General features: G+C 69.3%; 22 protein-coding genes and 1 pseudogene. 5 read left to right on the forward strand and 18 right to left on the reverse strand.

Annotated features, from left to right (window positions below; genetic code table 11):
- Positions 1-43: 43 nt before the first annotated feature.
- Both P3T27_RS30250 and P3T27_RS30255 read right to left on the reverse strand, forming a co-directional pair.
- Positions 44-2,098 carry a transglycosylase domain-containing protein gene (locus tag P3T27_RS30250; protein WP_280684215.1) on the reverse strand — a complete coding sequence of 685 codons (2,055 nt, stop codon included), beginning with the start codon at positions 2,096-2,098 and terminating at the stop codon, positions 44-46.
- Positions 2,099-2,254: 156 nt separating this feature from the next.
- Positions 2,255-3,937 (reverse strand): FAD-dependent monooxygenase, encoded by a 1,683-nt coding sequence (locus tag P3T27_RS30255; RefSeq protein ID WP_280684217.1) that lies wholly within the window; start codon positions 3,935-3,937, stop codon positions 2,255-2,257.
- Positions 3,938-4,014: 77 nt separating this feature from the next.
- On the opposite strand from P3T27_RS30255, the gene P3T27_RS30260 reads away from it, so the two are divergent.
- Entirely contained in the window at positions 4,015-4,557 is a 543-nt protein-coding gene (locus P3T27_RS30260; protein ID WP_280684219.1) for a CGNR zinc finger domain-containing protein, read from the forward strand.
- A 186-nt stretch (positions 4,558-4,743) separates the two neighbouring features.
- On the opposite strand, the gene P3T27_RS41060 is transcribed toward P3T27_RS30260, so the two are convergent.
- From P3T27_RS41060 to P3T27_RS30300, 9 genes are all read right to left on the reverse strand, one after another.
- Positions 4,744-5,028: a rhodanese-like domain-containing protein gene (locus P3T27_RS41060; RefSeq protein WP_348534153.1), complete on the reverse strand. Its 285-nt coding sequence runs from the start codon at positions 5,026-5,028 to the stop codon at positions 4,744-4,746.
- Entirely contained in the window at positions 5,025-5,789 is a 765-nt protein-coding gene (locus P3T27_RS30265) for a rhodanese-like domain-containing protein (RefSeq protein WP_348534151.1), read from the reverse strand. Before P3T27_RS30265 ends, P3T27_RS41060 begins: the two co-directional genes overlap by 4 nt.
- A gap of 432 nt (positions 5,790-6,221) precedes the next feature.
- Positions 6,222-7,028: an enoyl-CoA-hydratase DpgD gene (dpgD, locus tag P3T27_RS30270; protein WP_280684221.1), complete on the reverse strand. Its 807-nt coding sequence runs from the start codon at positions 7,026-7,028 to the stop codon at positions 6,222-6,224.
- On the reverse strand, positions 7,025-8,377 hold the full coding sequence (gene dpgC / locus P3T27_RS30275) for a (3,5-dihydroxyphenyl)acetyl-CoA 1,2-dioxygenase DpgC (RefSeq protein WP_280684222.1): 1,353 nt from the start codon (positions 8,375-8,377) through the stop codon (positions 7,025-7,027). The genes dpgD and dpgC overlap by 4 nt, the downstream gene beginning before the upstream one ends.
- The gene (gene dpgB, locus P3T27_RS30280; RefSeq protein ID WP_280684224.1) at positions 8,374-9,087 is read right to left on the reverse strand and encodes an enoyl-CoA-hydratase DpgB; all 714 of its coding nucleotides are present in this window, start codon (positions 9,085-9,087) and stop codon (positions 8,374-8,376) included. Before dpgB ends, dpgC begins: the two co-directional genes overlap by 4 nt.
- Before the next feature lie 11 nt (positions 9,088-9,098).
- Positions 9,099-10,256 (reverse strand): 3,5-dihydroxyphenylacetyl-CoA synthase DpgA, encoded by a 1,158-nt coding sequence (gene dpgA / locus P3T27_RS30285; protein WP_280684226.1) that lies wholly within the window; start codon positions 10,254-10,256, stop codon positions 9,099-9,101.
- A 155-nt stretch (positions 10,257-10,411) separates the two neighbouring features.
- Positions 10,412-11,731 (reverse strand): PLP-dependent aminotransferase family protein, encoded by a 1,320-nt coding sequence (locus P3T27_RS30290; protein WP_280684228.1) that lies wholly within the window; start codon positions 11,729-11,731, stop codon positions 10,412-10,414.
- A 293-nt stretch (positions 11,732-12,024) separates the two neighbouring features.
- A complete protein-coding gene (locus P3T27_RS30295; protein WP_280684230.1) occupies positions 12,025-13,314 on the reverse strand; it encodes a cation:proton antiporter in 1,290 nt (429 codons plus the stop codon).
- Positions 13,315-13,337: 23 nt separating this feature from the next.
- Complete coding sequence (locus P3T27_RS30300; RefSeq protein WP_280684232.1) at positions 13,338-13,592, reverse strand: hypothetical protein; 255 nt, start codon at positions 13,590-13,592, stop codon at positions 13,338-13,340.
- 411 nt (positions 13,593-14,003) lie between these two features.
- Between P3T27_RS30300 and hppD the strand changes: the two genes are divergently transcribed.
- Both hppD and P3T27_RS30310 read left to right on the forward strand, forming a co-directional pair.
- The gene (hppD, locus tag P3T27_RS30305) at positions 14,004-15,104 is read left to right on the forward strand and encodes a 4-hydroxyphenylpyruvate dioxygenase (protein WP_280684234.1); all 1,101 of its coding nucleotides are present in this window, start codon (positions 14,004-14,006) and stop codon (positions 15,102-15,104) included.
- Positions 15,088-16,188: an alpha-hydroxy acid oxidase gene (locus P3T27_RS30310; protein WP_280684236.1), complete on the forward strand. Its 1,101-nt coding sequence runs from the start codon at positions 15,088-15,090 to the stop codon at positions 16,186-16,188. Before hppD ends, P3T27_RS30310 begins: the two co-directional genes overlap by 17 nt.
- Positions 16,189-16,303: 115 nt before the next feature.
- Here P3T27_RS30310 and P3T27_RS30315 read toward each other — a convergent pair whose 3' ends face one another.
- A complete protein-coding gene (locus tag P3T27_RS30315; protein WP_280684238.1) occupies positions 16,304-17,311 on the reverse strand; it encodes a ParB/RepB/Spo0J family partition protein in 1,008 nt (335 codons plus the stop codon).
- Between the two features lie 605 nt (positions 17,312-17,916).
- Here P3T27_RS30315 and P3T27_RS30320 point away from each other — a divergent pair.
- Positions 17,917-18,043: pseudogene (locus P3T27_RS30320) on the forward strand (IS701 family transposase); the annotation flags it as partial.
- A gap of 39 nt (positions 18,044-18,082) precedes the next feature.
- Here P3T27_RS30320 and vanX read toward each other — a convergent pair.
- Genes vanX through P3T27_RS30335 form a run of 3 tightly spaced genes read right to left on the reverse strand, consistent with a single transcriptional unit; the run spans position 18,083 to position 20,719 of the window.
- Positions 18,083-18,691: a D-Ala-D-Ala dipeptidase VanX gene (gene vanX / locus P3T27_RS30325; protein ID WP_280684292.1), complete on the reverse strand. Its 609-nt coding sequence runs from the start codon at positions 18,689-18,691 to the stop codon at positions 18,083-18,085.
- A 5-nt stretch (positions 18,692-18,696) separates the two neighbouring features.
- Positions 18,697-19,737 (reverse strand): D-alanine--(R)-lactate ligase VanA-Sc, encoded by a 1,041-nt coding sequence (gene vanA-Sc, locus P3T27_RS30330; protein ID WP_280684240.1) that lies wholly within the window; start codon positions 19,735-19,737, stop codon positions 18,697-18,699.
- Entirely contained in the window at positions 19,730-20,719 is a 990-nt protein-coding gene (locus P3T27_RS30335) for a D-isomer specific 2-hydroxyacid dehydrogenase family protein (RefSeq protein ID WP_280684242.1), read from the reverse strand. Before P3T27_RS30335 ends, vanA-Sc begins: the two co-directional genes overlap by 8 nt.
- 127 nt (positions 20,720-20,846) lie before the next feature.
- On the opposite strand from P3T27_RS30335, the gene murF reads away from it, so the two are divergent.
- Entirely contained in the window at positions 20,847-22,190 is a 1,344-nt protein-coding gene (gene murF, locus P3T27_RS30340) for a UDP-N-acetylmuramoyl-tripeptide--D-alanyl-D-alanine ligase (protein ID WP_280684244.1), read from the forward strand.
- Between the two features lie 13 nt (positions 22,191-22,203).
- Here the strand turns inward: murF and P3T27_RS30345 are convergent, their stop codons facing one another.
- From P3T27_RS30345 to P3T27_RS30355, 3 genes are all read right to left on the reverse strand, one after another.
- Complete coding sequence (locus P3T27_RS30345; RefSeq protein ID WP_280684246.1) at positions 22,204-23,385, reverse strand: peptidoglycan bridge formation glycyltransferase FemA/FemB family protein; 1,182 nt, start codon at positions 23,383-23,385, stop codon at positions 22,204-22,206.
- Positions 23,386-23,472: 87 nt separating this feature from the next.
- Positions 23,473-24,528, reverse strand: coding sequence for an endonuclease/exonuclease/phosphatase family protein (locus P3T27_RS30350; protein ID WP_280684248.1), 1,056 nt, complete (start codon positions 24,526-24,528; stop codon positions 23,473-23,475).
- 199 nt (positions 24,529-24,727) lie between these two features.
- A complete protein-coding gene (locus P3T27_RS30355) occupies positions 24,728-26,314 on the reverse strand; it encodes an MBL fold metallo-hydrolase (RefSeq protein WP_280684250.1) in 1,587 nt (528 codons plus the stop codon).
- Positions 26,315-26,327 lie beyond the last annotated feature (13 nt).

Here is a 26,327-nt window from a genome sequence, read left to right on the forward strand (position 1 = left end):
AGCGGCGTGGCCCCGGGCCCGGTGGGCCGCGCGGGCCGTCCCGTCAGGGGAGTTGTACCGGGGCGAAGGTGCCGGCCGGGGTGCCGGCGAGGGCGCCGTCCATGGCGTCGCGCCAGATCGGGCCGGCCAGGGTGCCGCCGAAGGCCTGGCCCACGACCGTGCCGCCGATGCGCTGGCCGTCCAGGGGCTTGGGGTTGTCGGTGTCGCTGACGACGGTGGCGCCGGCCATCTCGGGGGTGTAGCCGACGAACCAGACCTGGCGGCTCGCGTCGGTGGTGCCGGTCTTGCCGGCGCTGTCGCGGCTGGTGAGGCCGGCGGTCTGGCCCGTGCCGTCCTCGACGACGCCCTTGAGCATCGCGGTGACGGTGTCGGCGGTGGTGGGTGACATCACGGCGGAGCAGTTCGCCTGCGGCACCGCCAGTTGCCTGCCGTCGGGGCCGGTCACCGAGGCGACGGCGGTCGGCGCGCAGTAGGTGCCGTGGGCGGCGAAGGCCGCGTAGACGCCCGCCATCTCCAGCGGGGTCAGGTCGTTGCTGCCGAGCGTCATCGACGGGACGACCTGGAGCTTCTCGCCGCCCGCCTGCTCGGTGATGCCGAGCTTGTCGGTCATCCGGGCGACGTTGCACAGCCCGGCGTCGGCCTCCAGCTTCGCGAAGTAGGTGTTGACCGACTGTGCCATGGCCGTCTTCATGTCGAACTGGCCGGTGAGGCTCTGGCTGTCGTTGTGCACCTGCCCGGAGGAGGGGAACCGGCCGCCCGAGCAGTCCGTCATCGCCGGCCACGGGATGCTGTAGTCGGTGGTGTAGCTCTGGCCCGGCGAGATCCCGTTCTCCAGGGCCGCCGCGGCGACGATCGGCTTGAACGTCGAGCCGGTCGGGAAGCCGAGCCCGCCGCCCATGGCCTTGCCGACGTTGTAGTTGATCTGGGTCTGATGCTGCTTGTCGTCGACGCCGTACGGGCGGCTCTGGCCCATCGCCAGGATCCTGCCGGTGCCCGGCTCGACGACGCTCATCGCGGTCGCGGCCTGGTCGCCGGCGTTCACGTGGCCGGTGACGGAGGCGTAGAGCGCCGCCTGGGCCTTGGGGTCGAGCGTGGTGTGGATCTGCAGGCCGCCGCGCTTCCACACCGCCTGCCGTTCGGCCGCCGACTTGCCGAAGGCCGGATCGGTGAGCACCGTCTGGCGCACGTAGTCGCAGAAGAAGCCCTCGCCCTGCTTGGCCAGGATGCAGCCCTGCTGCGGCGCCTGGACGTTCAGTCCCAGCGGGGTCGCGATGGCCTGCTGGGCCTGCTCCTTGGTGATGTGCCCGTACTCGGCCATCTTGCGCAGCACGGTGTCGCGCCGGTCCTTCGCCGCGGTCGGGTTGACCGTCGGGTCGTAGCCGGTGGGCGACTGCACCAGGCCGGCCAGCATCGCGGCCTGCGGCAGGGTGAGGTCCTTGGCGTGCACGCCGAAGTAGCGCCGCGCGGCCGACTCGATGCCGTAGGCCTTCTCGCCGAAGAAGGTGATGTTCAGGTAGTTGGTGAGGATCTGGTCCTTGCTCAGGGTCTCCTCGACCTTGATCGCGTACTTCAGCTCCTGGATCTTGCGGCCGATCGTCTGCCGCTGCGCCTCCGCCACCTTCTGCGGGTCGTCGCCCGCCTCGTCGACGAAGACGTTCTTCACGTACTGCTGCGTCAGGGTGGACGCGCCCTGCGCGGTGCCGCCCGAGGTGGCGTTCTTGTCCAGGGCGCGCAGCACGCCCTTGAGGTCGATCGCGCCGTGCTCGTAGAAGCGGTTGTCCTCGATGTCCACGAGTGCGGTCTTCATCAGCGGGGAGATCTGGTCCGCCGGGACCACGGTCCGGTCGCGGTCGTACACCGTGGCGATCGTGCCGCCCTGCGCGTCGAGGATCGTCGAGGCCTGCGACAGCGGCGGCGTCTTGAAGTCGTCGGGCAGGCTCTGGAAGTCGTCGGCCGCCGACTGGGCGCCGAGCCCGGCGGCTGCCACCGCGGGCAGGGCTATCCCCGCCGCCACGATCCCGGCGATCACGCTCACCCCGATCAGCCGCGTCCCGTGCCCCAGTTTCCGCATACCCGTCGCCTCCCGCTTCTGCGCCATGACGTGCGCGACCCTACGTGCACGTCATGAGGAACTCCTTGGGAATTCGGCCCCGCCGTGTCACAGCCGTGTGACAGACCGCCGCCGGTGTTCCCCACCTCCCACGCGGCCCGCTGCGCCTGTCCGTCCGGGCGAGGAGGTACCGGGACGCGGGGTTCACCGCCGGGGCGACGGCGACGAGAGGATGCGGCGCAGGGCTGCGAGCAGTTCCGTGTCGTCGGCGGGCGGGCGCGGGGTCTGCCAGGCGATGTGGCCGTCGGGGCGGAGGAGGACCGCGCCGTCGGCCGGGAGGCCGAACAGCCGGGTCCAGTCCGCGCCGTCCGCCCGCTCCGGCTCGCCGGCGGCGGCGATCGGGCGCAGGGCGACGGGCAGGCCGGCCGCCGTGGCGGTGTCCGCCTGCCGCTGCCAGGCCTCGTCGCCGGTGCGGGTGAGCAGGGTGAAGCCGGGGCCGACGAGGTCCAGGGTGGACGAGACCCCGGCGGTTCCGGCCGGTCGCAGGTGCGGGGCGCGGCCGCCGGGCCCGCCGTCGGGGTGTTCGCGAGCCGGGTCCAGCGGCGGGCGGGCGGGGGCGGCGGGGGCCTCGGGGTCGGGGATGACGGCGCTGGAGCGGTAGACCGCGGTGAGCAGCAGTTCGTCGTCGATCCGGTAGCCGGTCCGGGCACGGGAGTTGGCGAGGGACAGGTCGATGACCTGCCGGGCCACCGGGCGGCGTTCGGCCTGGTAGGTGTCCAGCAGCGCCTCGCCGGCCGACCCGTCGACGACCGCGGCGAGTTTCCAGGCCAGGTTGTCCGCGTCGCCGATGCCGGTGTTCATCCCGTGCCCGCCGGTCGGCGGGATCACGTGGGCCGCGTCGCCCGCGATCAGGACCCGTGACCTGCGGTAGGCCTCGGCGAGCCGGGCGTCCAGCCGCCAGGTCATGGTGTCCCGGACGTCCACCGCCAGCTCGGGCAGGCCGGCGGCGTCCCGGACCAGCCGGGCCAGCCGCCGGTGGTCGCCGCGGAGCTCGTCGACGTCGTCGCGCTCGGGGTCGAAGGGGTGCTGGTAGATCCAGTGGCGGTCGTTGTCGACGGCCAGGAAGCCGCCGCGGCCCGGCGCGGTGAGGAAGTACGACGCGCTGGCCCGGTCGGCCACGACCGCTCCGAGCGGCGCCTCGAAGCGGACGCTGAGGAAGTGGCCCAGGCCCGTCGGACCTTCCATCGCGATCCCGGCGCCGGTACGGACGGTGCTCGCCGCGCCGTCGCAGCCGACCAGCCAGTCGGCGTGCACGATGTGCCGCCCGCCGGTGGCCCGGTCCTCCAGCACCGCGTGCACGCCCTCGCCGTCCGCCCCGTCCGCCCCGTCCGCCCCACCCTCGCCGCTCTCGGTGCCCTCGCCGCCCTCGGTGCCCACGGTGCCCACGGTGCCCACGGTAAAGGAGAGCAGCCGGGTGGCGAACCGGACGCCGTCCGGCGCGAGTTGACGGGCGCGGCCCAGCAGCACGGCCTCCAGGGCATCCTGGGAGCAGATCAGTCCCGGCGACGGGGTGCGCTCGGCGCCCTCCTCCGGGGCACCCGCCACTCCGGTGCGGACGAAGTCCGGGTCCACGAGGTCGCGGCCGCGGTAGAAGAAGACGTGCGAGGCCGGGAGCCCCGCCTGCCGGACGTCCGTCTCCAGGCCGAGCCGGCGGAAGACCTCCATCGAACGCGCCGACACGCCACGGGCCTTGGGGTGCCGGGAGGTGCTCGGATGCGCCTCAACGAGCAGGTGCGGCACGCCGTACTCGGACAGCAGGAGCGACATGGTCAGGCCGACCGGGCCCGCGCCGACGATCAGGACGGACGTCGTGGTGGGGAATCGCATGCCACTCCTCCGTAACGTCTACTTTTTGATTTCGACGTTACCATGGGGAGCGCGCAGACGATCAGAAGGGCGAACCCATGACCCAGGACCACGGCGGCGGCAACCCCCGCGGCCTCCACTTCCTCACCGAGCTGGCGAACACCGTCCGCGAGGATCCCGAGGCGAGCGCCGCCGACCTGCAGGCGCTCCTGGAACGCCACGGCGGCCCGGCCTTCCGGCTCACCGACGCCGACGCCCGGGAGCTGCGCCGGGCCACCGCCCACCTGATCGACATCCTCGCCCTCCAGGACGAGGACGCGGCGGCCAAGGCGATCAACGCCCTGCTCGACCGCTACCCCGCCCGCCCCCGCCTCGTCCGCCTCCCCGGCCGCCCGTGGTCGCTGCACACCGAGGCGCCCGCCACCGCCGACCTCACCCACTGGCTGCTCTCCACCTGCGCCCTGGCCCTCGGCCTGTGGCTCGGCGAACGCGGCGGCTGCGCCTGGGGCCGGTGCGCCGCCCCCGGCTGCGACCGCTTCTTCATCGACACCGGCCGCCGCACCCCGCAGCGCTTCTGCACCCCGCGCTGCGCCACCCGCGTGCGGGTCGCCGCCCACCGGGCCCAGCGGGCCACCGACTGACGACGTCTCCACGCACCGCCGCGCGACCGGCCACTCGGTCTGGGGCCGGTCCTCAAGCCCCCGTCGTCCGCCCCGAGGGCGGGCGGTGGCATGGGGGAGCGTGCATCGCACGGCGGGGGGTCGGGGATATCTCCCGGCCGAAGGCGGGGGAAGCGTCGGCACACAGCCGGGGCCTGAAGACAGGCCCTACGCCGCCGCCCACGCCGCGTAGCCGCCGAGGAGGTCGCAGACCTGGGCGTGGCCGTGGTGGCGCAGCACGCTCGCGGCGATGGAGGAGCGCAGCCCGCCGGCGCAGTGCAGTACGAGGCGGCGGTCGGTGGGCAGTTCGCCGTGGCGTGCCGGGAGTTCGGCGAGCGGGAGGTGGAGCGAGCCGGGGATGGCGCCGGCCTCGCGCTCCGCGGCGGCGCGGGCGTCGACGACGAGCGACGGCCGCGGGCCGTCCAGGGCCTCGCGCAGGGCGCGGACGGTCAGCCAGGGGCCTGGCGCATCAGCTCGGGGCGGGCCAGGAACACCGCCGCCGGGTCGGCGAGGTGACCGGCGACGCGGTCGAAGCCGATGCGGGCGAGGCGGGTGACGAGTTCCTCGCCGCGCCCGTCGGGGGCGATGACCAGGATCTCCCGGTCCGGCCCGAGCACGGTGCCGGACTGCTCGGCGAAGCGGCCGTCGGCGGGGAGGTTGACGGATTCCGCCAGGTGTCCGGCGGCGAACTCCAGCGGGTCGCGGGCGTCCAGGACGACGGCGCCCCCAGCTCGGTGGCGCAGGAACTCGGCGGCGGTGAGGGTCCGGACGGCGGCCGGGTCGAAGCGTCCGCGCTCCCGGCGGTCGAGGTCCGCGTCGTAGCCGAAGTACCCGGGCGCGGCGGGCTGGCCACCGGCCACCAGGGCGACGAAGGCGTCCTGGTCCATCGGCGCGCAGGCGTAGTTGGTGGCGCGCTCGCGGCCGGTGGCGGACTGGCGGTCGACGGAGAGGCTCCGGCCGCAGGCGGAGCCGGCGCCGTGGGCGAAGAAGACCAGGACCTCGTCGGGCAGGCCCATCAGCTTGCGGTGGACGCTGTCGTAGAGCATGGCGCCGAGTTCGGTGGCGGGGACACCGGCGGAGGCGAGCAGGTCGGGGCGGCCGACGTCGCCGACGAACAGGGCGTCACCGGTGAGTACGCCGTACGGGACGGCGTCGTCGGGCTGCTCGAAGACCAGGATGCTGATCGATTCCGGGGTGCGGCCGGGGGTCTCCATGATCTGCAGGGTGAGCTGCCCCGACTTTCGTGGAGTCCGCGATCGTGTGATCAAGCGACTTGCGGGTGTTGCTCCAGTCCCGTCCAGTACGCCTGCTCGTACTCGTCGGGCGGCATGTAGCCGAGGGCGGAGTGGAGGCGCTCGCTGTTGTACCACGCGACCCACTGGAAGACGGCCCGCTCGACCTCGTCGAAGTCCCGCCACCTAATCTGACGTACAGTCAGGTCAGGCGATCACCTCGCACTCACCCCAGCCGCAAACTGCCAGGTCAAAGCGCCGGACGCGACCACCCCGCGACCACCCACCCCTGGCAAACGAGTGAGAGCGGGCACTTGGCCTCCCAAGTACCCGCTCTCACAAGCGACTTCACAGTCGGGACGACAGGATTTGAACCTGCGGCCCTTTGACCCCCAGCGGCCGAACCTGACGACCTCAGCGTCCCAGCCAGCGGGGCGAGCGCCCTTCGGCGAACGCCCTCGGTCCCTCGACCGCATCCTCGCTGTGCCGGCGACGCCGCTCCCACTCGTACGAGGCGGAGAACGCCTCCTCCAGCGGAATGTCCACCGAACGCATCACCGCCTCCTTGATCGCCCGCACCGCCAGCGGCGCACTGCGCAGCAGGTCCGCGGTCCACTCGGCGACGCAGTCGTCAAGTTCCTCGGCCGGTACGACCTGGTTGACCAGGCCGAAGCGCAGTGCCTCGGCCGCGGTCATCCGCCGGCCCGTCAGCAGGTACCCCATCGCGGCCTTGAGCGGCACCTGCCGGGCGAGCCGGAAGGCCCCGCCCGCACCCGGCACCAGGCCGAGCTGGGCCTCCGGCAGGGCGAAGACTGCCCGGTCCGAGGCGACGATCAGGTCACAGGCGAGGGCGAGTTCGAACCCCCCGCCCAACGCGTAGCCGTCGACCCGGGCCAGCACGGGCTTGGACAGCCGGAACCGCTCGGTCAGTCGTGGCCAGCCAGGCTGGTCACGACTGCCGAAGCTCGTCCGCGGCACGCCCTGCTCGTCCAGCCGAGACCGCTCGCGCAGGTCCTGGCCGACCGAGAAGGCGCGCTGACCGGCACCGGTCAGCACCGCGACCCGGATCTCGCCGTCAGCCTCGACGTCGTCCCACACCGCCGCGAGTTCCTCGTGCATCCGCAGGTCCATCGCGTTGAGGACAGCGGGACGGTCGAGTGTCACCCGCGCGACGTGGTCCTTCTTCTCGTACCGGACACGAGGGCTCTCGTCCCCGCTCACTCCGCACCTCGTGCCGGGGCTGCGAGCGTGAAGCGGCCGACCTTGTCCAGCACGTCGGAGCCGTACAGCCGCAGGGCCTGCTGGACGGCGAATTCGGCCATGTAGCGGCGGAACTCGTCGACGTCCTCCTCCACCAGGTTCAGCATCCGCCGGTTCGCCAGCACTGCCGGTCCGCGCAGACGGCCGAGTGTCCGCTCGATCGCCTCGTCGAGGTCCTCCGGCTCGTGCACCTCGTCGACCAGGAGCCGGGCGTCCGGCTCGCGTGCCCAGATCCGACGGCCGTCCAGGATCACCTGCCGGGCCAGCCGACTGCCGGCCCGGCGAGCCAGCCGGAAGTTGGAAGCCCCGGGGACGATCCCCTCCTTTGCCGCAGGGAGGCTCAGGAACGCGTCCGAGGCGGCCAGCACCCGGTCGAAGACCAACAGGAGCTGGGTACCACCTCCGATGGCGAAGGTGTCCACAGCGGCCGCCCAGGGCTTCTCGACAGTTCGGGACGACCAGTGCGCGCTGGAGTCGTCCAACAGGCCCCGCCAGATCTTGTGGATGTAGCCGAGCTCCCGGCGCAGCAGGAAGTCGACGAGAGAGATGCCACCACCGTGCAGGGACTTCAGGTTGATGCCGGCACTGAAGACCCGTCGGCCGCGGTAGCGCGGATGAGTCATGACACCACCGCGCAGAAGCCCCACTTCGACACCGGGGTCGAGCAGCGCGAGGTCGACAGCAGTCTCCATGTCGTCGATCTGCCGGTTGTCCTCCGCGTTCAGACAGTCCTCCCGGCACATCGTCAGCCGAGCCACCCCGTCCACGCGCTCGAGGCGCACGGAGCCGAGATCCGCCCTCCCATCCGCCCGGAAGTCCGGCAGCAGGGCCAGAGCCCGCGGAGTCGGGCGCAGCATCGCGTCGATCAGATGGGGGCCGGACCTGGGCGAGCCCAGGATGCGGCCGAGGAGGAGACCTTGGTCGATCTCGTGCCCCTCCTTGGCCACCTGCGGCCGGTCACGTTCGGCGGCCAGCCGCGCCTCCGTGGGCACCAGCCCGGGGAAGACCGCTGCGGCGACCCGAACGAGTTCCTCGATCCTGAGGTGACTGCTGCGGCCATCGGTCAGCTCGTCGTAGACCGCGTCCGTGTGGGCGTCGAGGAAGGCGGCACGCACGGTGCGCGCGGCCTCGACCGCAGTCAGGGCAGCTGCCCGCTGCTCCTCCGAGCGCCGTTCGGGATCGGGCAGGGCAGCCAGCAGCTCGTCGGTGCGCCGGGCGGTGTCGGCCAGGACCGTCCGGGCGGCGGGCAGGACACCACCCGCCGCCCGGACGGCATCCATCACGCCCGCCCTGGCCTTGTCGCCGATCACGACGCGACCTCGACGGCTGCTCTGCGCAGCGCCCTGTCGCACGCTGCGAGGTGAACGCCGAGCGCCTCGTCGAAGCCGGTCGTGACGGCGTCGTCCAGCAGCTGGCGGCGAATGGCCAGCTCGCTCCCGGAGACGGCACCGGCGCGCGCAGCGGCCAGGGCATGGGCGTTCACCCGGTCGGCCGCCACCTCGTCGAGCAACTGGAGTGCGAGCGCCTCGGCGAGCTCGACCGGCGTGCCGAAGAGCACCGCCCTGCGGATCGCGGAGGCACCGGCGCCGCGCTGAGCCAGCCGATAGATGGCCATCCCCGGCCAGGTGGCTCCGCCGTCGACCGGCACCACAAGGCGCACAGCGCCGGTCGCGATGCGGTAGTCGGTGGCCAGAAGGGCGTCCAGGGCGATCCCGCCGCAGTCGCCGTCAACGACGGCGACGGTCGGAGCGGGGAGTCGTTCGAGGCGGCGGAGTGCGCGTTCCCACCTGCTCACGGTCGCGACCGTCAGGCCCTCAGGCCGCTGGCCCTCGGGGCTGCCTGACACCTCGACCACCACCCGGGCTCGCGCCGCGTCGTCCTCGGCGGCGTCGCAGACGCCGTTCACCGCGGAGATCGCCTCTGCCGAGATGGGCCGACGACCGTCGATCCTCAGCAGCAGGACGTCCGGATCCGTCCGGTCGGCCTGCTCCAGCGAGGTGGCCGTGACGCTGTTCTTCATCTGCTTTCCCATCACCATTGCACCAGTGCGGTCTCGATCGTCGAACCGGGTCCCATGGTCATCAGGACGCCGTACTCGCCGGCCCGGGTGACCCCCTCCCGCAGCAACCGCTCGTAGGAGAACAGGAAGGAACCGCTCGACAGGTTTCCGAAGTCGCGCAGAACGCCGGTCGTGTGCCGCACGTCGTGGCGGGTGAGCCCCAGGTTCACCCGAACGGCGTCGATCACCTTCTTGCCACCGGAGTGCACCAGCCAGTGACTGATGTCGCTGCGGCGCAGCCCGGCGTTCCCGAGCAGGCGGTCGACGACCTGCTCCGCGTTGGCGCCCACCACGTAGGGAACGTACGGGTCCAGGTAGAAGCTGAACTTCCCCTGATCATCGTCCCAGTCGTAGCGCATCGCCTCGGCCGCCTCGGTGATCAGATGGCTCGCGAAGCCCAGGATGCGGGGGCTGCCGGGTGCCGGCGGAACGTCGGCTGACGCGTAGGCCGTGTCCGGGCCGTCGGCAACCAGGGCTATCGCGGCTGCACCGTCACCGAAGAGGCTGTTGACGACCGAAGTGCGCATGGTGCCGTCGATCACGTACGCGGCGGAGCAGGCTTCCGAGCACAGCAGCACGGCAACCTTGCCGGGGTTGGCACGGGCCCAACTCGCCGTTGCGTTGAGGGCGTTGAGACCCGCATTGCAGCCCATTCCCACCACATCCACCCGGCTGGTCCTGGGAAGGATCCCCATGTCACGAATCAGCAGGGCACTCAGTCCGGGAGTGAGGAATCCCGTGGTGGTCGTGCAGCAGAGGTAGTCGATGTCGGACAGCCCGATGCCCGCGTCGTCGAGGCAGGAGCGGATTGCCCGGGCTCCCATCTCCAGAGCGAGCCGCTTGTGCTTGTCGAGCAGTTCGCCTTGTGTCTCCGGGAGGATGGCGCCATCGGCGTCACGGGGCGGGATGGAGAGGAAGCGGCGCTCGATGGCGCTGTTGAGGAAGACCGAGCGGACCTTGGGATCAGTGATCCCGAAGATGTCGAGCAGCTCGGGCTGCGTGTACGAGGTCTCGGTGGTCGCCGTGCCGACACCCGTGATGCGGGCGACGCCCGCACCGTTCTTCGGATCGGGGCCGGCCAGGTCCAGGAGGCCGGTGCCGGTGGCCGGAAGGCTCAGGCTCGTGGTCATCGGAAGGTCCACCCCCACATCCGGGTCTTGCTGCGAACGAGTCGTACTACTGCCAACACGTGCTGAGCCCTCCCATACGTGAAGGGGCCCGCGACGGTTCGCCGCGGGCCCGGTATCGCCCTGCCCCAGCCGATCGCAGCGCCGGGGCGGCGGCCTCAGGTCCTGGCCGCCTGGTCCTTGATGAAGCACGCCAGCCGCTCGACACCGTCGGCGATCTCTGCGTGGGTCAGGTAGCTGACGGAGAGCCGGATGACCCGCTCCCCACCGCCGCGCGGGTAGAAGTAGGACATCGGGGTCCAGATCACCTCGAACTGCTCCGCCGAGCGTTCCAGCGCTGCGTTGTCGGCGTGGAACGGGACGGTCAGTGACAGGAAGAACCCGCCGCTCGGCTCGTTCCAGCGCACATCCAGCGCCACCCGTTCCTGCTCGGGGAACGCCTCGGCAAGTCGGGCCAACGTGGTCCGCATCGCGTCGCCGTAGTACGCGGCGGTCTCGACGTTCAGGTCGGCGGCCCGCCCACCGGCGGAGAGCAACATGCCGGCGACGACGGCCTGGCTGAGAGACGGGGTGTTGACCGTCACCATGCTCTTGATCTTGGTGAGCTCGGCCGCCAGGAGTCCCGACCGCCCGACGTCGTCCACCACCGGCTGGTCCGCGATGGCGTACCCCACCCGGGCGCCGGGGAACAGTGTCTTGGAGAGGGAACCCAGATGAACCACCCGCCGCGCCCGGTCGAGGGACTTCAGGGTGGGTAGTTGCTGCCCTGGGCTGACCAGCCGGTACGGGCTGTCCTCCAGGATCAGGAGGTCGTACCGGGCCGCCAGGTCGAGCAGTTCCTGCCGGGTCTCCAACGGGATGGTGGTTCCCGAGGGGTTCGAGTGGTCGGGGGTCACGTAGAAGGCCCGGGGCCGACGACCGCTTGCCCGCTCCGCGAGGATGGCCGCCTCCAGGTCCTCACAGCGGAACCCCTTGTCGCCCTCCTCGACCGGGGTGAGATTGACGTCCAGCAGGGCCGCGACACCGACGATTCCCACGTAGCACGGGCTGGACACCAGGAGGACGTCCTGCGGGTCCCGGATCAGAGCCCGCACGGCGAGGAACATGGCCTCCTGGCACCCCACCGTGACCACCACGGACTCCGCTGGGACGTCGATGCCCTCGTCCTTGCGCAACGAGTCCGCGATCAGCTCCCGGATCTGTCCGCTGGTCGGCCCGTACTGGAACAGCGAGGAGCGGATCTGGCCCGGCGAGGCGCCATTGGCCTCCAGGTGGTCCAGGTAGCGACGGAGATGGTCGAAGATCTGCTCCGTCTCGAAGAACCCGTCGTAGGGGCGACCGGGCGCGAAGGAGATCGCCTCCGGGTAGCGGTAGGTGATCTCGTTGAGGAAGTTCATGGTGTCCAGCACCGGGTCGCCGACACTCGCGTGCAGGTTCGCGGTGGGCAGAGCACCCGGCTCCGGCCTGAGCCGCGTCATCGGGCCACCGCCGGCGCGAACCCCAGGACCGGTACCAGGTGATCGACGACGGGCTTCTTGTCCCGCGTGTACAACTCGACGTAGGCGATCGCGTGCACAGCCAAGATCGGCTCCCAAGAATATCCAACGGACAACGGACGGACGGGGCGGTCGGCAATGCCGACGGGGCAGGGATCACGTGATCGCCGGATCGAACCATGCCTGTCGCCAACGGGTGCTCAGGCCCAGGAAGTTCGGCGCCGCTGGTGGTCGCGCTCGTGCACACCGCGGCAGCCCGGCCGACATCACCGGCCCTACGGCTGCACCGAATCCGGCGTGTGCATCGGCTCCACCTTCCGCTCCCGCGCCTCTTCGCGTCGGCCGAGCGCCCTGACCACGGGCGACGTCACTGCTGTAGTGATCAGGGCCATCAGGACCAAGATCGTGAACAGAGCCTTGTCGATCACCCCGAGGTCCAACCCAATGTTGAGGACTATGAGTTCGGTCAGACCTCGACAGTTCATCAGCGCGCCCAGCGACAGTGCCTCGCGCCACGGCCGTCCGCTCAGCCTCGCTGAAACGCTACCGCCACCCCATTTTCCGACCAGCGCCACCGCGAGGACAGCGCCGAGCCACAGCCATTGCACCGGGTCGGCAGCAAGCATTCCGATGTCGGTGCGCAGTCCTGTCGTCACGAAGAACAACGGCAGAAGCAGTGGTACCGCCACTGATCGCAGGCGGGCTGCAGACCGCTCGACAACGGCGGAACGCCTCGGTGTCACCACACCGAACAGGAAGGCGCCGAAAAGGGCGTGCACACCGAGGGCATCGGTCAGCAGCGCGGAGAGACATGTGCCGCAGAACAGCAGCGCCAACACGGATGCATCCTGCCCTTCGCCTCCCGACGTGGCCTGCTTCCAGCGGCTCAGCCGGGCGAGCAGCGGGCGCACCACCCGCATCATCACCGCGAAGTACGCCGCCACCATCGCTACGGTCGTCAACGATTCGGCCGGAGCGCCCCCCTTGACGAAGGCCACCACGAGCGCGAGCAGGCACCACGCGATGATGTCGCTCACGGCGGCGCACGCCATGGCCAGACTGCCGATGGGTGTGTGGTAAAGCCCCTGATCGGTGAGGATCCGGGCAAGTACCGGAAACGCGGTGATGCTCATGGCGACGGCGACGAACAACACAAAGGCGACTTGATCAGTCCCCTGTGGAGCGAATGAGTCGAACATGGCCAGGGCGAGCAGCCCACCGAGCAACAGTGGCAGCAGGATGCTGGCTTGGCTGATGACCGCCGCAGCGCGGCCATTGCCCCGCAAGTGGCCGAGGTCGAGTTCGAGCCCGATCAGGAACATGAAGGCGAGCAGCCCCAGCTGCCCCAGAACCTCGATGTGGTCCGTGACCCCCGAAGGGAAGAGATACGACTGCGCATGAGGCCACAGCCGGCCGAGCAGAGAGGGGCCGAGCAGGATGCCCGTCACGATCTCGCCCACGACGGGAGGCTGCCCCAGCCGGCGAAGCAACGCGGCGCCGACACGACAGGCGAGGATCACAACCGGCAGTGCCAGGAGTAGACGGGGGATGACCTGTACCGACACAAACTCTCCTCGGAGCGCGGGAGCTAGGCGTTCAGTCTCGGGCGAGTTCCTCGTGCACCCCGCCGGGTGGTGCGGAGCGTGACCTCGTTGAGGAAGTTCATCGTGTCCAGGACCGGATCGGAGACGCTGCCGTGCAGGTCCGCCTTCGGTAATGTCACCGGTTCGGTCGCCGCGAGGGCCGCGGGAGAATTCTTCTGCGGCACCGGATAATCCGGCAGCATGGAGACGAGCCCTTCATACGCATGATGCGCATGGCCGTGCACGCTGCGTTCGGTCATGGAGTTCCCCCCACGCGAAACAAGTTAATGAGTGTTGGGATTCACCGACTCAGGTTCACACACGCGGATGCGTTCTGACAACCGCCGTCCAAGAGCGGCGGCCGTCCTGGCTGCAGCGCGTTCCGGTCGGACGGATGCACCGCCACTCCCTTGCCGGCTCCGCGCGAGCGCGACCGAGGTACCGATCAGACCTGTGCCGATGACGGCCGTGGTGCGAATCACGAGACATCACCCGTTCGAAAGGCCGCCGACCACAACCCGAATAGCCCGTCAAATTTCTGGACGAGCCCGGCCGGCAATACCCGACGGACCGGGAGTCCATCCGTCGAGCGGTCGCCTGCTTTATTCCCACGGGGCCATCTATTACAGTTCGAAGAATCCGGCCCTTCTTCTCCTGGCATGGGGACAGTCATGAGCAAATCAGCAAAGGTGACGGATCCGCTGGCGGATCTCTCCGTCGACTACGTAGAGATGTACGTGGAACAGCTGGAAACAGCTGTACGCACCTGGGTCGACAAATACGCCTTCACGGTGGTCGGCTCCGGCGACTTCGCCGATCACCGAAGCGTCGCGCTGCGCCACGGACGGATCACCCTGGTACTCACCGAGGCGACGTCGGACGACCATGTGGCCTCGACCTACGTCGCCTCCCACGGCGACGGTGTCGCCGACATCGCCCTGCGCACCGCAGACGTGACCGCGGCCTTTGACGCAGCGGTCACGAACGGCGCCCGCGCCCACCGCCCGCCGACCCCGCACACGGGCGACGGACCGACCGTGACGGCTGTCCTCCGCGGTTTCGGGGACGTCGTCCACACACTCGTCCAGCGCGCTCCCGGGGAGGGGCCGGGGCTGCCCGCCGGCTTCTCCCCGACGCCGCAGACCGGCGATGACCCGACCGGCGACGTGGGCCTGCTCGACGTCGATCACATCGCGGTGTGCCTGAACACCGGCGATCTCGACCCCACGGTCGACTACTACCTGGCGGCCCTCGGGTTCCGGTGCATCTTCGAGGAGCGCATCGTCGTCGGCAGGCAGGCCATGGAGTCGAAGGTGGTGCAGAGCCCTTCGGGCTCGGTGACCCTGACGCTCATCCAGCCCGACCCATCGGCAGACCCGGGACAGATCGACGAGTTCCTCAAGGCCCACCAGGGGTCCGGCGTCCAGCACCTCGCCTTCTCCTCGCCGGACGCGGTCCGTTCGGTACGGGCCCTGACCGGCCGGGGCGTTGGCTTCCTCACCACTCCCCCGGCCTACTACGACCTCCTGGGCGAGCGGATCGACCTGAGCGAGTCCAGGTTGGACGACCTTCGGGCGACGAACGTGCTCGCCGACGAGGACCACGGCGGCCAGCTCTTCCAGATCTTCACGGCGTCGACCCACCTGCGGCACACACTGTTCTTCGAGGTCATCGAGCGCCAGGGCGCCGAGACCTTCGGCAGCGCGAACATCAAGGCACTCTACGAGGCCGTGGAGCTGGAGAGGACGGGGCAGCGTGGGCTACGGCGATGAGGTTTCGGCCGAAACGGCCCACTGCCTGGCCGACTTCGAACGCGCCGCCGCTTCGGCCCTGCCCGCCGACGTATGGGACTTCGTGGCCGGAGGAAGCGGCGCTGAGACCACGCTCGATGCCAACCGCACCGCGCTGGACCGCGTCTTCCTCGTCCCCCGGGTGCTCAGGGACGTGTCGCAGTGCACGGCGGATTCCACTCTGCTCGGTCGGCCCGTCCCCATGCCGGTTGCCATCGCGCCCGTCGCCTACCAGCAACTGGTCCACCCCGATGGCGAGTTGGCCGCCGCCCGCGCGGCCAAGGCGGCCGGAGTGCCGTTCACCGTGAGCACACTGAGCAGTGTCCCGATCGAAGAGATCACGGCGATCGGCGGAACGGTCTGGTTCCAGCTCTACTGGCTCCGGGATGCCGCGCAGTCCCTGGAACTCGTCCGCAGAGCCGAGGACGCCGGCTGCCAGGCGATCATGCTCACCGTCGACGTGCCGTGGATGGGGCGCCGGCTGCGCGACATGCGCAACCGTTTCGCACTGCCCGGCCATGTGCGGGCGGCCAATGTCAGCACCGGCTCGACCGCGCACCAACGGCACGCCGATACCTCCGCGGTGGCCGTCCACACCGGCCAGGCATTCTCTTCCGCGATGACGTGGTCGTCGTTGGCGGCCCTACGGAAGCAGACCCGGCTTCCACTGCTGCTCAAGGGCGTCCTAGCAGCCGAGGACGCGCTGCGGGCGGCCGAGTTGGGGGTCGACGCAGTCGTGGTCTCCAACCACGGTGGCCGCCAGCTCGACGGCGCCGTACCCAGCATCGATGCGTTGCCGGAGGTCGCGGCGGCCGCGGGGGACGGATGCGAGGTGCTGCTGGACAGCGGCATCCGCAGCGGCACTGACGTGCTCAGGGCGCTCGCTCTCGGGGCGTCGGGTGTCCTGGTGGGCCGTCCGCTGATCTGGGGCCTGGCTGCGGCCGGAGAGGCCGGCGCACGTCGGGTACTCGACCTGCTGGCCGACGAACTCCGCGACGCCCTCGGCTTGTCGGGCTGCGACGGTGTCGCCGCGGTCAGGCAGCTTCGTGCCTTCGTCTCTGCCTGACGACCATACGTCGCCGAAGTCCCTCCACCGCCTGGTAGGAGGACTTCGGCGACGTCACCGCCTTGCGTCCCCGACCAACTGACCGTTTTCGACGCTTGGACGCGGCAACGGCGGACTATGCGGTTTCGGCCTCCCTGCGCCCCAGCCGAAGGGCCAGCTCCGACCACATCCCCGCGTACTCGTCGGCCAGATAGGCCACGATCCCGCTGCAGTGGGGCGGTACGTTGTCGATGATCCGCTGCCACTCCTTCGCGTTGATCGTGTGGAGGTTGAGCAGCCGCAGCAGGGTGCGTCCGGTCTCGCTCAGCCGCAGCGCCGGATCCGCTTTGAGCCGTTCCACAACGACGCTGGGATCCTGCGCCGACGGCCTGCCAGGCACCGCCGCGAAGCCGATACCGCGCGGTGGTGCCAAGGCTCCCACCTCGAGGTTCGCGGGTTCCGGTTCCCTGCCGTGTCTGCTGGGCAGCGGATCCTCTCCTCGGCGGAGCCGGCTTCTTACATCACGGGCCGTCTCGGGGGATATGCCGGCCATGCGGGCGATCTGACGTAACGACAGGTTGGGGTTGTCGGTGATGAGTTCTCCGGCGATCCTGCGTCCTGCAGCGGCGTCGATCGGGCGGACCCGGCCGTCCTGGCCGATCCTGCTCTCCTCGGCGGCGGACGCACCCGGAAGCCCCTTGCGCATGTCGGCCACCGTGCCGGGGGCGATACCGGTGACCGATGCGATCATCCGGTCCGACCACTGCGGATGCGAGGTGATGATCCGCGCGGCCGCCCGTTTACGGTCGGCCTTCGACAAGGGGAGGCCGTGCTTGGTGTTGGACTCGACTGCCAGCACGAACGCGTCGGCCTCGTTGCCCTCGAAGAAGCTGACGGCGACCCTGTCCTGCCCGCGCAGTTCAGCCGCTCGCACACGATGGAGACCATCGATGACGCGCATCGTCGGACGGTGCACGAGGATGGGCGGAAGCGGAGACTGCACCGCGGAGAGCGCCTCCACGTGGTCCGGGTCCTCCCCCGAGGTCCGCGGTGAGTCGACTGTGGACAGCAAGCTGATCTCCACTTCGACGACCGCCTGCTGATCGATGTGTTCCTGCTCGCGCTCCAACGCCATCTCCCTCATGATCTGATTTCCTGTACACGGATCTGTGAAAGGCACTCAGAAGATCCCCCGATGGATCAGGCATGCGTTCCGTTCCGTAACATGAACTAGGAAACGCCGTCATATCGGACAGTCACGTCGGGTCGACTCGCGACCTTGACGACCGCCGCGTCACGCCTTTGGCGCCACCACGTGCGCGAGCGGAAGCTCGACAGGCATTCGGGAACCAGTCACCCGAATCTACGTGGAAAACCGGGGCCATACAGGACGCCGTCTCGCTGCCGGTCGCTTGCACCCGGCATTCGTGAATCCCGTCGCACTGGCATCGTGCTGAACTAAAGAATCTTGCCTGCAGCCAAGGCCATTCGGCTCCCCCCGTCACAGCATCACGCCCCGACACGCGGTCACGCGATCGTAACACCCTTACACGAATAGAGGCACTCACCTATCGTCGAATGACCAGTACTCAAGCCGCAGATCGTGATCTTGCTACTCGGGGCCGGCGCGGAGACGGGTGCGGCCACCGTTGATCATCGTGACTTGTGTGGAGTAACGATGAGACGGTGGCCGCAGGTCACAGGCTGTCGACGAGACTGGCGACGCCGCCGAGCGGGGACACACGGGCGGTGGACCGGGAGCAGTACCTCCCCCCGCTCCTGGACGAGCGACCCATATCGCTGCCTGGCAGCTGGACTCGGCGAGGACACCGTCTTCGCGACCGAGCCGGAATTGGCCCGTACGGTGATCGAACGGTATCCCAAACGTGAAGATCACGATCTACAGCTGGAGTACTTACGTGATGGGGAAATCGAAATAGGTGTCCGGATAGGGTTCGTTGTCGAGCGTGTAATGCCACCACTCGCACTCGTACGCGCTGAAACCACAGGTCTCCATGATGGACCGCAGGTGCTGACGGTTCCGCGCTTCGACGGACGTGATCCCTTGTGCGCCATGGTGCGAGACGGGATCCATCAGGTCATGGTCGCCGCCCATGGAGACGAGTTCACCCGTGGCCAGGTCATAGAGCGTGAGGTCGACGGTGCTGCCCCGGCTGTGGCCCGACCTGGCGGCCACATATCCCTTCTCGAACATCTCGGCCCTGCCGATATTGGGATAGTGCCGCGACTTCGTCCGGCCGTCCTCCGGCTGCTGCGACCAGTGCAGGAAGCAGTCGACGGCGCGCTGCGGGCGATAGCCGTCCCAGAGCAGCAGGCCGAACCCCAGTGATGCGGCCTGCTCCTGCGCCCGCTCCAGAGCCGTGCACAGAGCCCTCGTACCGACGACTCGATTGGCCAGATATCCGTCCACCGGTTTGCCGGTGAAGTTGTCCCACGTGGCGTACTTGGCATCCCAGCGTATTCCGGACACCACGTCGTCCACGAAGACGAAGCCGTCCATCATCGACGTCATCGAATCTTCCCCGTCAAGGCGAGGGAGACGGCCCGGTCGATCACCTCGGAGAGCGGAATGCCCGCGGCCGCCATCATTCTCGGATAACGGCTGTACGAGGTCATTCCGGGGAAGGTATTGACCTCGTTGAGGACTACTTGTCCGTCCTCCTTGAGGAACATGTCCACCCGCGCAAGACCGCTGCACCCCAAGGCGCGGTACACGGCCTTGGCCGCCTCCTGGACGAGCAGCCGTGACTTTTCGGGGATGTCGGCGGGAACGACTGCCACGGAGTTCTCGGAACCGGTCTCGGGGGAGTCTTCCTGATGGATCCTGAAGAATCCGTGCGAGAGCGCAATCCGGTCCACTTCTCCCGCGACGAGATCCGCCCCGTTCCCGAGGATGGCGCAGCCGATCTCGCTGCCGACGACAGCCTCTTCGATCAGCGCCTTCGAGTCGTATTGCCGTGCCGTTTCCACCGCGCTCGGAAGTTCCTCTTCCCGGGACACCTTGGTGACGCCGAAGGACGATCCCGATCGGGCCGGCTTCACGAAGACCGGATAGGTGAGCTTGGCGGGATCGATGGTCTCGTCCGCCGTGACGGTCCAGAAGTTCGGCGTGGCGATTCCGGCGCTTCTGGCGACGACATAGGCAAGGGACTTGTCCATGCACAGAGCGGAACTCTGGACGTCGCAGCCGATGTAGGGGATGCCGGAGAGTTCCAGCAGGCCCTGCATCGCGCCGTCCTCTCCTAGCCTGCCGTGCAGCACGGGCAGCACGACGTCCAGACGGATCGTTCCGTAGCACCCCTGCTCCAGAGTGAGCAGTCCGTGCACGTCGCTGCCCGGCGACAGCACGACGGGACGGCAGTTGCCGTTCTCCCACTCCCCGTCAGGCCCGTCGCAGAGCTTCCAGGCTCCGCTCTTCGTGATCCCGATGTAGAAGGGTTCGTACTTCTCGAGATCCAGGTTCCGGGCCACCTCTCGCGCGGACTTGACGGAGACGAGGTGCTCCTCGGAACGGCCCCCGAAGATGATGCCGACCTTCAACCTAGCCATGCTGACTCCTGCTTTCGAATGCCAGGCAGTTGGTGAGAGAGTTCTCCACGGTGTCGCGCAGAGCGTGATCCGTGTAGTAGGCGGTGTGCGGACTGATGAGCGCGTTCGGCAGCTCCTGCAGCCGCAACAGCGCTTTGCTTTCCACGGGTTTGTCCCGGCAGTCGGCGTAGAAGATGCCTTCCTCGCCTTCGACGACATCCAGCGCCGCGCCGCCCAGCCTGCCGCTTTCCAGTTCCTGCAGCAGGGCCTCGGTGTCGATGAGCCCACCACGTCCGGTGTTGACGATCAGCGCGCCGTCCTTCATCTGCGCCAGGCGTTGCCCGTTCAGCAGATGGTGCGTGGCCACGGTGAGCGGCACATGCAGCGTGACCAGGTCGCTCCGCCGCAGCAATTCATCGAGCGAGACGTCCTCGACAGTGGCACCGGGGTGGTCCACCGGACGATTGTCATGGGCCAGGATGTGGCAACCGAAACCCCGCAACCGCTCCAGGACCGCCGCGCCGATACGACCCATCCCGATCACGCCGACAGTCAGATCGCGCAGTTCCTTCCCGCGCACATCACTCAGTCGGTAGTCGTGCGCGTCGGTGCGACGGACGATGGCTTTCGCATCCCGTACCGCCATCAACATGAGCATCAGCGTGTAGTCGGCCACGCTGTCCGGCGAGTAGGAGACGTTTTCGACAGAGATGCCGATGCTGTCCGCGTATTCCACGTCGATGTGGTTGTACCCGATGCTCCGCGTGGAGATGTAGCCCACGCCGACTCCACCGAGGGCACGCAGCGTGGCACGGGTGACGGGAGTCTTGTGGCCGACGCTGATGCACCGGCTGCCGGAGGCCAATTCACTATTGGCTTCGGACACCGGTGCGTCGGTGACGGCCGGCTGCACACCGAAGCCGGGCGCCAGCTCGCGGAACAGAACAGCTTCGTCCGGTCCGCACCCGTACATGGTGATACGGGTCCTTTCGCTGTGGGTCATGCCTCCAGTCAAGGCGGCATGAGGTATCCGGAGCGTATGTGGTTTTCGATATGCCCGTGATACGTCCCACTCCCTTGACTGGAGGCATGACTTACCTATCACCAGGCACGGCCTCCAGGGAATCGGTGTGATCCCTCTCAGCCTCGGCGAGATCGCCGAAATCGTTGGCGGAAAGGCCGAGGGCGACAGCTCCGTGACCGTGACCGCGCCGGCCGTGCTCGACAGCCGACAGGCCGAGCCGGGCGGCCTCTTCGTCGCCTTCGCCGGCCAGCATGCCGACGGCCATGACTACGCGGAACAGGCCGGGTTGGCCGGTGCGGTGGCCGTGCTCGGCTCCCGGCCCACGCCGCTGCCCACCGTCGTCGTCGAGGACGTCCAGACCGCGCTGCAGATGCTCGCTGCCCATGTCGTAGCCCGGCTGCGCGACAGACTGACCGTCGTCGGGGTGACCGGCTCGCAGGGCAAGACCGGCACCAAGGACCTGCTGGCGGCCGTGCTTTCGGGCGCCGGGCCGACGGTCGCCACGACCGGCTCACTCAACAACGAGCTCGGTGTGCCGCTCACCATGCTGCGCGCCCAGGCGGCCACCCGGTTCCTCGTCCTGGAGATGGGAGCCCGCCACGTCGGCGACATCGCCAAGCTCACCGGCCTGGTCGCGCCCGACATCGCCGTCGTCCTCAACGTCGGCCTGGCCCACCTCGGCGAGTTCGGGTCGCGCGCCGCCATCGCCAGGACCAAGGGCGAACTGGTACAGGGGCTTGCGCCCGGCGGAACCGCGATCCTCAACGCCGACGATCCCGGAGTGGCCGCGATGCGCGCGCTCACCGACGGTCCGGTTCTGACCTTCGGCCGGGCGGCCCACGCCGACGTACGGGCACTCGACCTGGCACTCGACCGGCTCGGCCGGCCGTCCTGCACGCTGCGGACCGTCGCCACCTCGGCTCACGTTGCGCTGCCACTCGTCGGGGCCCACCAAGCCCTCAACGCTTCGGCTGCCGCGGCGGCAGCACTTGCGGCCGGGGTTCCCCTCGACCTGGCCACGGCGGCGCTGACCACCGCCTCGCTGTCGCCGTGGCGGATGGAGTCGCGCGACCTCGCCTGCGGGGCAACGCTGATCAACGACTCCTACAACGCCAACCCGGACTCGACCCGCGCCGCCCTGGACGCACTGGCGGCCATCGAGTGCAGGCGCCGCATCGCCGTACTCGGCGAAATGCTCGAACTCGGCGACGACAGCGAGGCGGAGCACCGCGCCGTCGGGGCGTACGCCGCCGCCGGGGCCGACGTGGTGGTCGCCGTCGGTGAGGGAGCCCGGCCGATCGCCGACGGTGCGGGAGAGCGGTCAGTGGTCCTCACCGACAACGACGCGGCCGTCGACTGGCTGCGCGACCGCCTCGCCGCCGGTGATGTGGTACTGGTCAAGGCATCCCGCGGGGCGCGCCTCGACCAAGTCGCCGCCGCGCTCGCGTAGTCGGCCGTACGGCTCAGCGTCCGCGCCGCCTCATGTAGAGGTCGAAGACTCGGTAGACCATCGGTCGCAGCGGCAGGTCCCACTCGCCGACGTACCGCACCGCCCGGCCGCCGGTGCCGACCTTGAACTGGACGAGGCCGACGTGCGGGTCGTCGGCGTCGAGGGTGGGAGTGATGCCGCGCAGGTCGTAGACGTCGCAGCCGGCCGCGAGCGCGTCGCGGATCATCGCCCACTGACAGGCGTTGGAGCCGCGCACCTCGCGCTTCGCGGTGGCGGAGGCGCCATAGGAGTACACCGCGTGGGCCCCGACGCGGACCAGGACAGTGGCGGCGACCAAGTCGCCCTGGTGGTGGGCCAGGTAGAGCTTGATCCGCTCGGGGTCCTCGGCGCTCAGCACCGCGAACATGGTCTCGAAGTAGCGCAGCGGCCGGGGGGTGAAGTGGTCGCGCTCGGCGGTGTGGACGTAGAGGTCGTGAAACGCCTTCAGGCCTTCCGGCCCCCCGTCGCCGACCGTGACCTCGACGCCCTCCTTGGCCGCCTTCTTGATGTTGCGGCGCCACTGCTGGTTCATGCCCCTGAACAGCTCGTCCTCGGTCCTGCCCGCCAGCGGGACCACGTACTTGAACTGCGGATGCCCGACCCCGAACCCGTCCAGCGGGTTCTGCGGCAGCCAGCCCGCGTCCTTGAGCCTGCTGCTCACGCGGGCGCCGACCGGGTCGCCCCCCTGTCCTGGCATGTCGGTCAACCGCCGGATGTCCGGGTCGGCGATGCCCTCCTTGACCTGGGCGGCGCTCCAGTAGTCCGTTTCCACCGGCGGGCCGAGCCGGATCGCGAACGCGCCGTGCTCCTTGAGATACGCCGCCAGCGGATCGAGCCACGCACCGATCTCACCACTCCAGTCGATGACCGGACCCTCGGGTAGATACGCCAGCGTGAAACGGTCGAGCCGCGGCACCGGGCGGTGCAGGACGAGCCCGGCACCGACCAGGCGCTGACCGTCGAACCAGCCGAGGGACTCGCTGCGCCACTCGGTCTTGACGCGACCCCACGCCGGGGTCTGCAGAAAGCTGACCGACCGCTGGGCCCGCACGAACGCCAGATGCTCGGCGGCGCTGATCGGCCTGACGACCGGATTCCCGACTGCTGCTGTCCCGGCTGCAGTTCGACCTGGTGCGCTGGAGAAGTTGTAGGACATGTCGCCAGTCAATCTCGTGGGGTGTTGCCCGGGCGTATGCGATTCTCGATACGCCGACGATATGTCACCACCCGGCGGCTCACGGCGTTACCAGCTGATTCTGGCCGCCACCGGCCGGTGGTCACTGCCCGTGGCCGGCAACAGCCACGCACTCCTCGGGTCCACACCGCGGACCAGGATCTGGTCGATCCGCACCACCGGGAACTCCGCCGGCCAGCTGAAGCCGAACCCGTCCCCAGCCACGTCCTGGGCCGAACGCAGCTGCGAGGCGAGGCCGTCGAACGCACGGTCGTCCATGGTGCCGTTGAAGTCACCGAGCACCAGCACCCGCTCGCTGCGCTCGGCGGCGACTGCCCGGGCGAGCTTCGTCGCGCCGCCGTCCCGCGTCTCCGTCCAGAAACCGCCCCTGGGCATCACCCTTACGGAACCCAGATGCGCCACGTACACCGCCAGCGGCCCCTTCTGGGTGGCCACCGTGGTGCGCAGCGCACGAGTAGGCTCCACCGGGACGTCCTCGGGCCGCGGCTTCTCGGCCGACGGCCCGTCCGTGCCCCACAGGACGTCGACCGGCCGGGTGTCGGACAGCGGCAGCTTGCTCCACAGCCCGACCGTGTCCTGCACGGTGTGGTACGGGTACGCCTTCGCCAGCTCCGTCTCGTACGTACCCGTGGCCTGGTCGGCCAGCTCCTCGAGCGCCAGCACATCCGCGCCGGAGGCGGCCAGGTCACGGGCGGTGCCGGCCGGATCACGGTTCTCGGCGGACACGTTGTGGCTGACCACCGTGAGATCGCCGCCCTGGTGGGACTTGTCGACGAGCAGCCCGCCGAAGAGGTTCAGCCACACGGTGACCGGCAACAGCAGCGCGACGACCGCGGAGGCGGAGCGGCGCCACAGCGCCCCGGCAAGCAGCACCGGGACCAACAGACCGAACCACGGCAGAAAGGTGTCCACCAGACTGCCCAGACCGGCCCAGTCCGTGAGGTACCCGTGCAGCAGCAGAAGCAGGCCGAGCAGCAGCGCACACGCCGTGAGTACCGGGCCGCGCTTCCACGGGCCCGGCCGGGAGCCGCCCGCAGGCCGAGTTCCTTCGTCGTCAGCCGCCGGGCTGCACTGCCCGGTCTCGGCCGTGTTCACCTGTGTCATCGTCTGCTCTCGCTCCCGACACGTGAGGAGACGCCGTCCCGGAGGCCACCCAACGGGCAGCCTCCGGGTCGTCGTTCGTGCTGAGGGCTGGGTTCGAGACATGCCACAAGAGAAGACGACCGGACGTTGCCGGCACGTATCCGATTTTCGACACGCGGACGATATGTGCCGGCCCCTAGCCTTGATGCTGCCGGCGGAGCTACGACCAGTGCCATTCGGCCTGGTCGAGCAGATGACCGGACTTAACTCCCTTGCGCGAGCACCATTCCTCGAACTCGGCGATCTGCTGGAGCTGGTAGGAGTCCTCGTTGTAGCTGGTGGCCATGACATGGCCGAGCCAGCTCTCCTCACCCATGGCGTAGATGTACACCTCTTCGGCCCCCAGCTCGGTGACGATCGCGCTCGCCTGCTCCGCGTTGGAGCCGGACAGTTTGCGGGTCTGGCTCATCTTCTTCGGGATCGGCGTGGTGAACAGCGGCTGGTACTTCCAGTTCATCGGCGCACCGTCGCACTCCATGCCGAGGAACGCGATGTCGACCGGTCCGAGATGCCGGCGGACGTAGCGGTAGAGGACCGGATCAAGGCCGGAGGAGTCCGCTCCCACGTAGACGGACTTCCCGCCGAGACGGATCCAGTAGGTCGCCTTGGCACGGATGTCGAGATCGGCGTGCTCCCCGAAGAACGGAGTGGCGACGATCTTCCCGCCGGGGAAGGCCACCTCGTCGAAGTCGTCCACCTCGATGACGGGGAGCCCGAGGCACCTCAGGAAGAGCGCCAGCGACGGGTCGCACAGATTGCCGCGCGAGCTCCTCGGCACGACGAACGTGCCGACCCGGCCACGCAGTTGGAGCAGGGTCTCGGACACGAGATGGTCGGAATGCCCGTGAGTGACGAGGACGTAGTCGATGTGGTCGGGCAGGTCGTCATAGGTGTACCGGCCGGTCGCGCTGGTGTCGGCGCTGATGAACGGGTCCGTGAGGATCGACACCTCGGGCGTCTGCAGGAGGAGGCAGGCATGCCCCAGGTAACGGATCCTGGCTCCGGCCGTGACGTGGCGGTCGGCGGCCAGCCCTGGCTCCGCGAGCAGCAAGCGGGACAGTTGGGCGGCTTCCGCGTCGCCGAGTTCCAGCGCCTCGCGGAGCGCGGCCAAGGTGGTGGGCCGGATCCTGGAGCGGAACAGCTCCTCGATGCCGGGGTGCCGGAAGGGGATGTCCAGCTCCAGCACGTCGGGCGAGGGCAGCCGTGGGGTGCTCATCACGAACGGCCGCTCGATGCCTGACTCCACCGAGAGCTGAACCGACTGGCGGTCCTCGGTGTAAGCCTTGCTCTGGTAGACGAGCGGCTCCAGGAAGTGCAGCGAAGCCTCGTTGCCGGTGTCATAGGCGACTTCCACCAGGCCCGCCAGCTCGGGAGGGAGCTTCGGGTAGAGCGGCCTGAGGTCGTAGCCGGTCGCCTCCTCCCGGACGATCTTCTCGGCCTCCGCGATCGCATGGGCGAACCGGATGATGTCCGCGCTGTCGCGCCGGATGGCCGCCAGCAGCGCCTCGACCTCGCCCTTCCGCTTCTCCTCGATGCCGACGAAGAATCCGCCGCGGAACTTCGGATCGCGGCTGCCCGAGAAATGCCAGTCCGGGGTCTGCAGGTAGGACTCCAGCATCGGGATCTGCCGGAAGGCGAGGTACATGGCGCCAGTTACGGGGGCCATCGTGTACAGCTGGGCGTAGAACCGGTCGACCAATGGCTCGATGATGGTGTCGGACCGGAGAAAGAGCCGTTCCTCAGTCACCTCTGCTCCTCAC

The organism is Kitasatospora sp. MAA19 (genome assembly GCF_029894125.1).
GTDB lineage: Bacteria > Actinomycetota > Actinomycetes > Streptomycetales > Streptomycetaceae > Kitasatospora.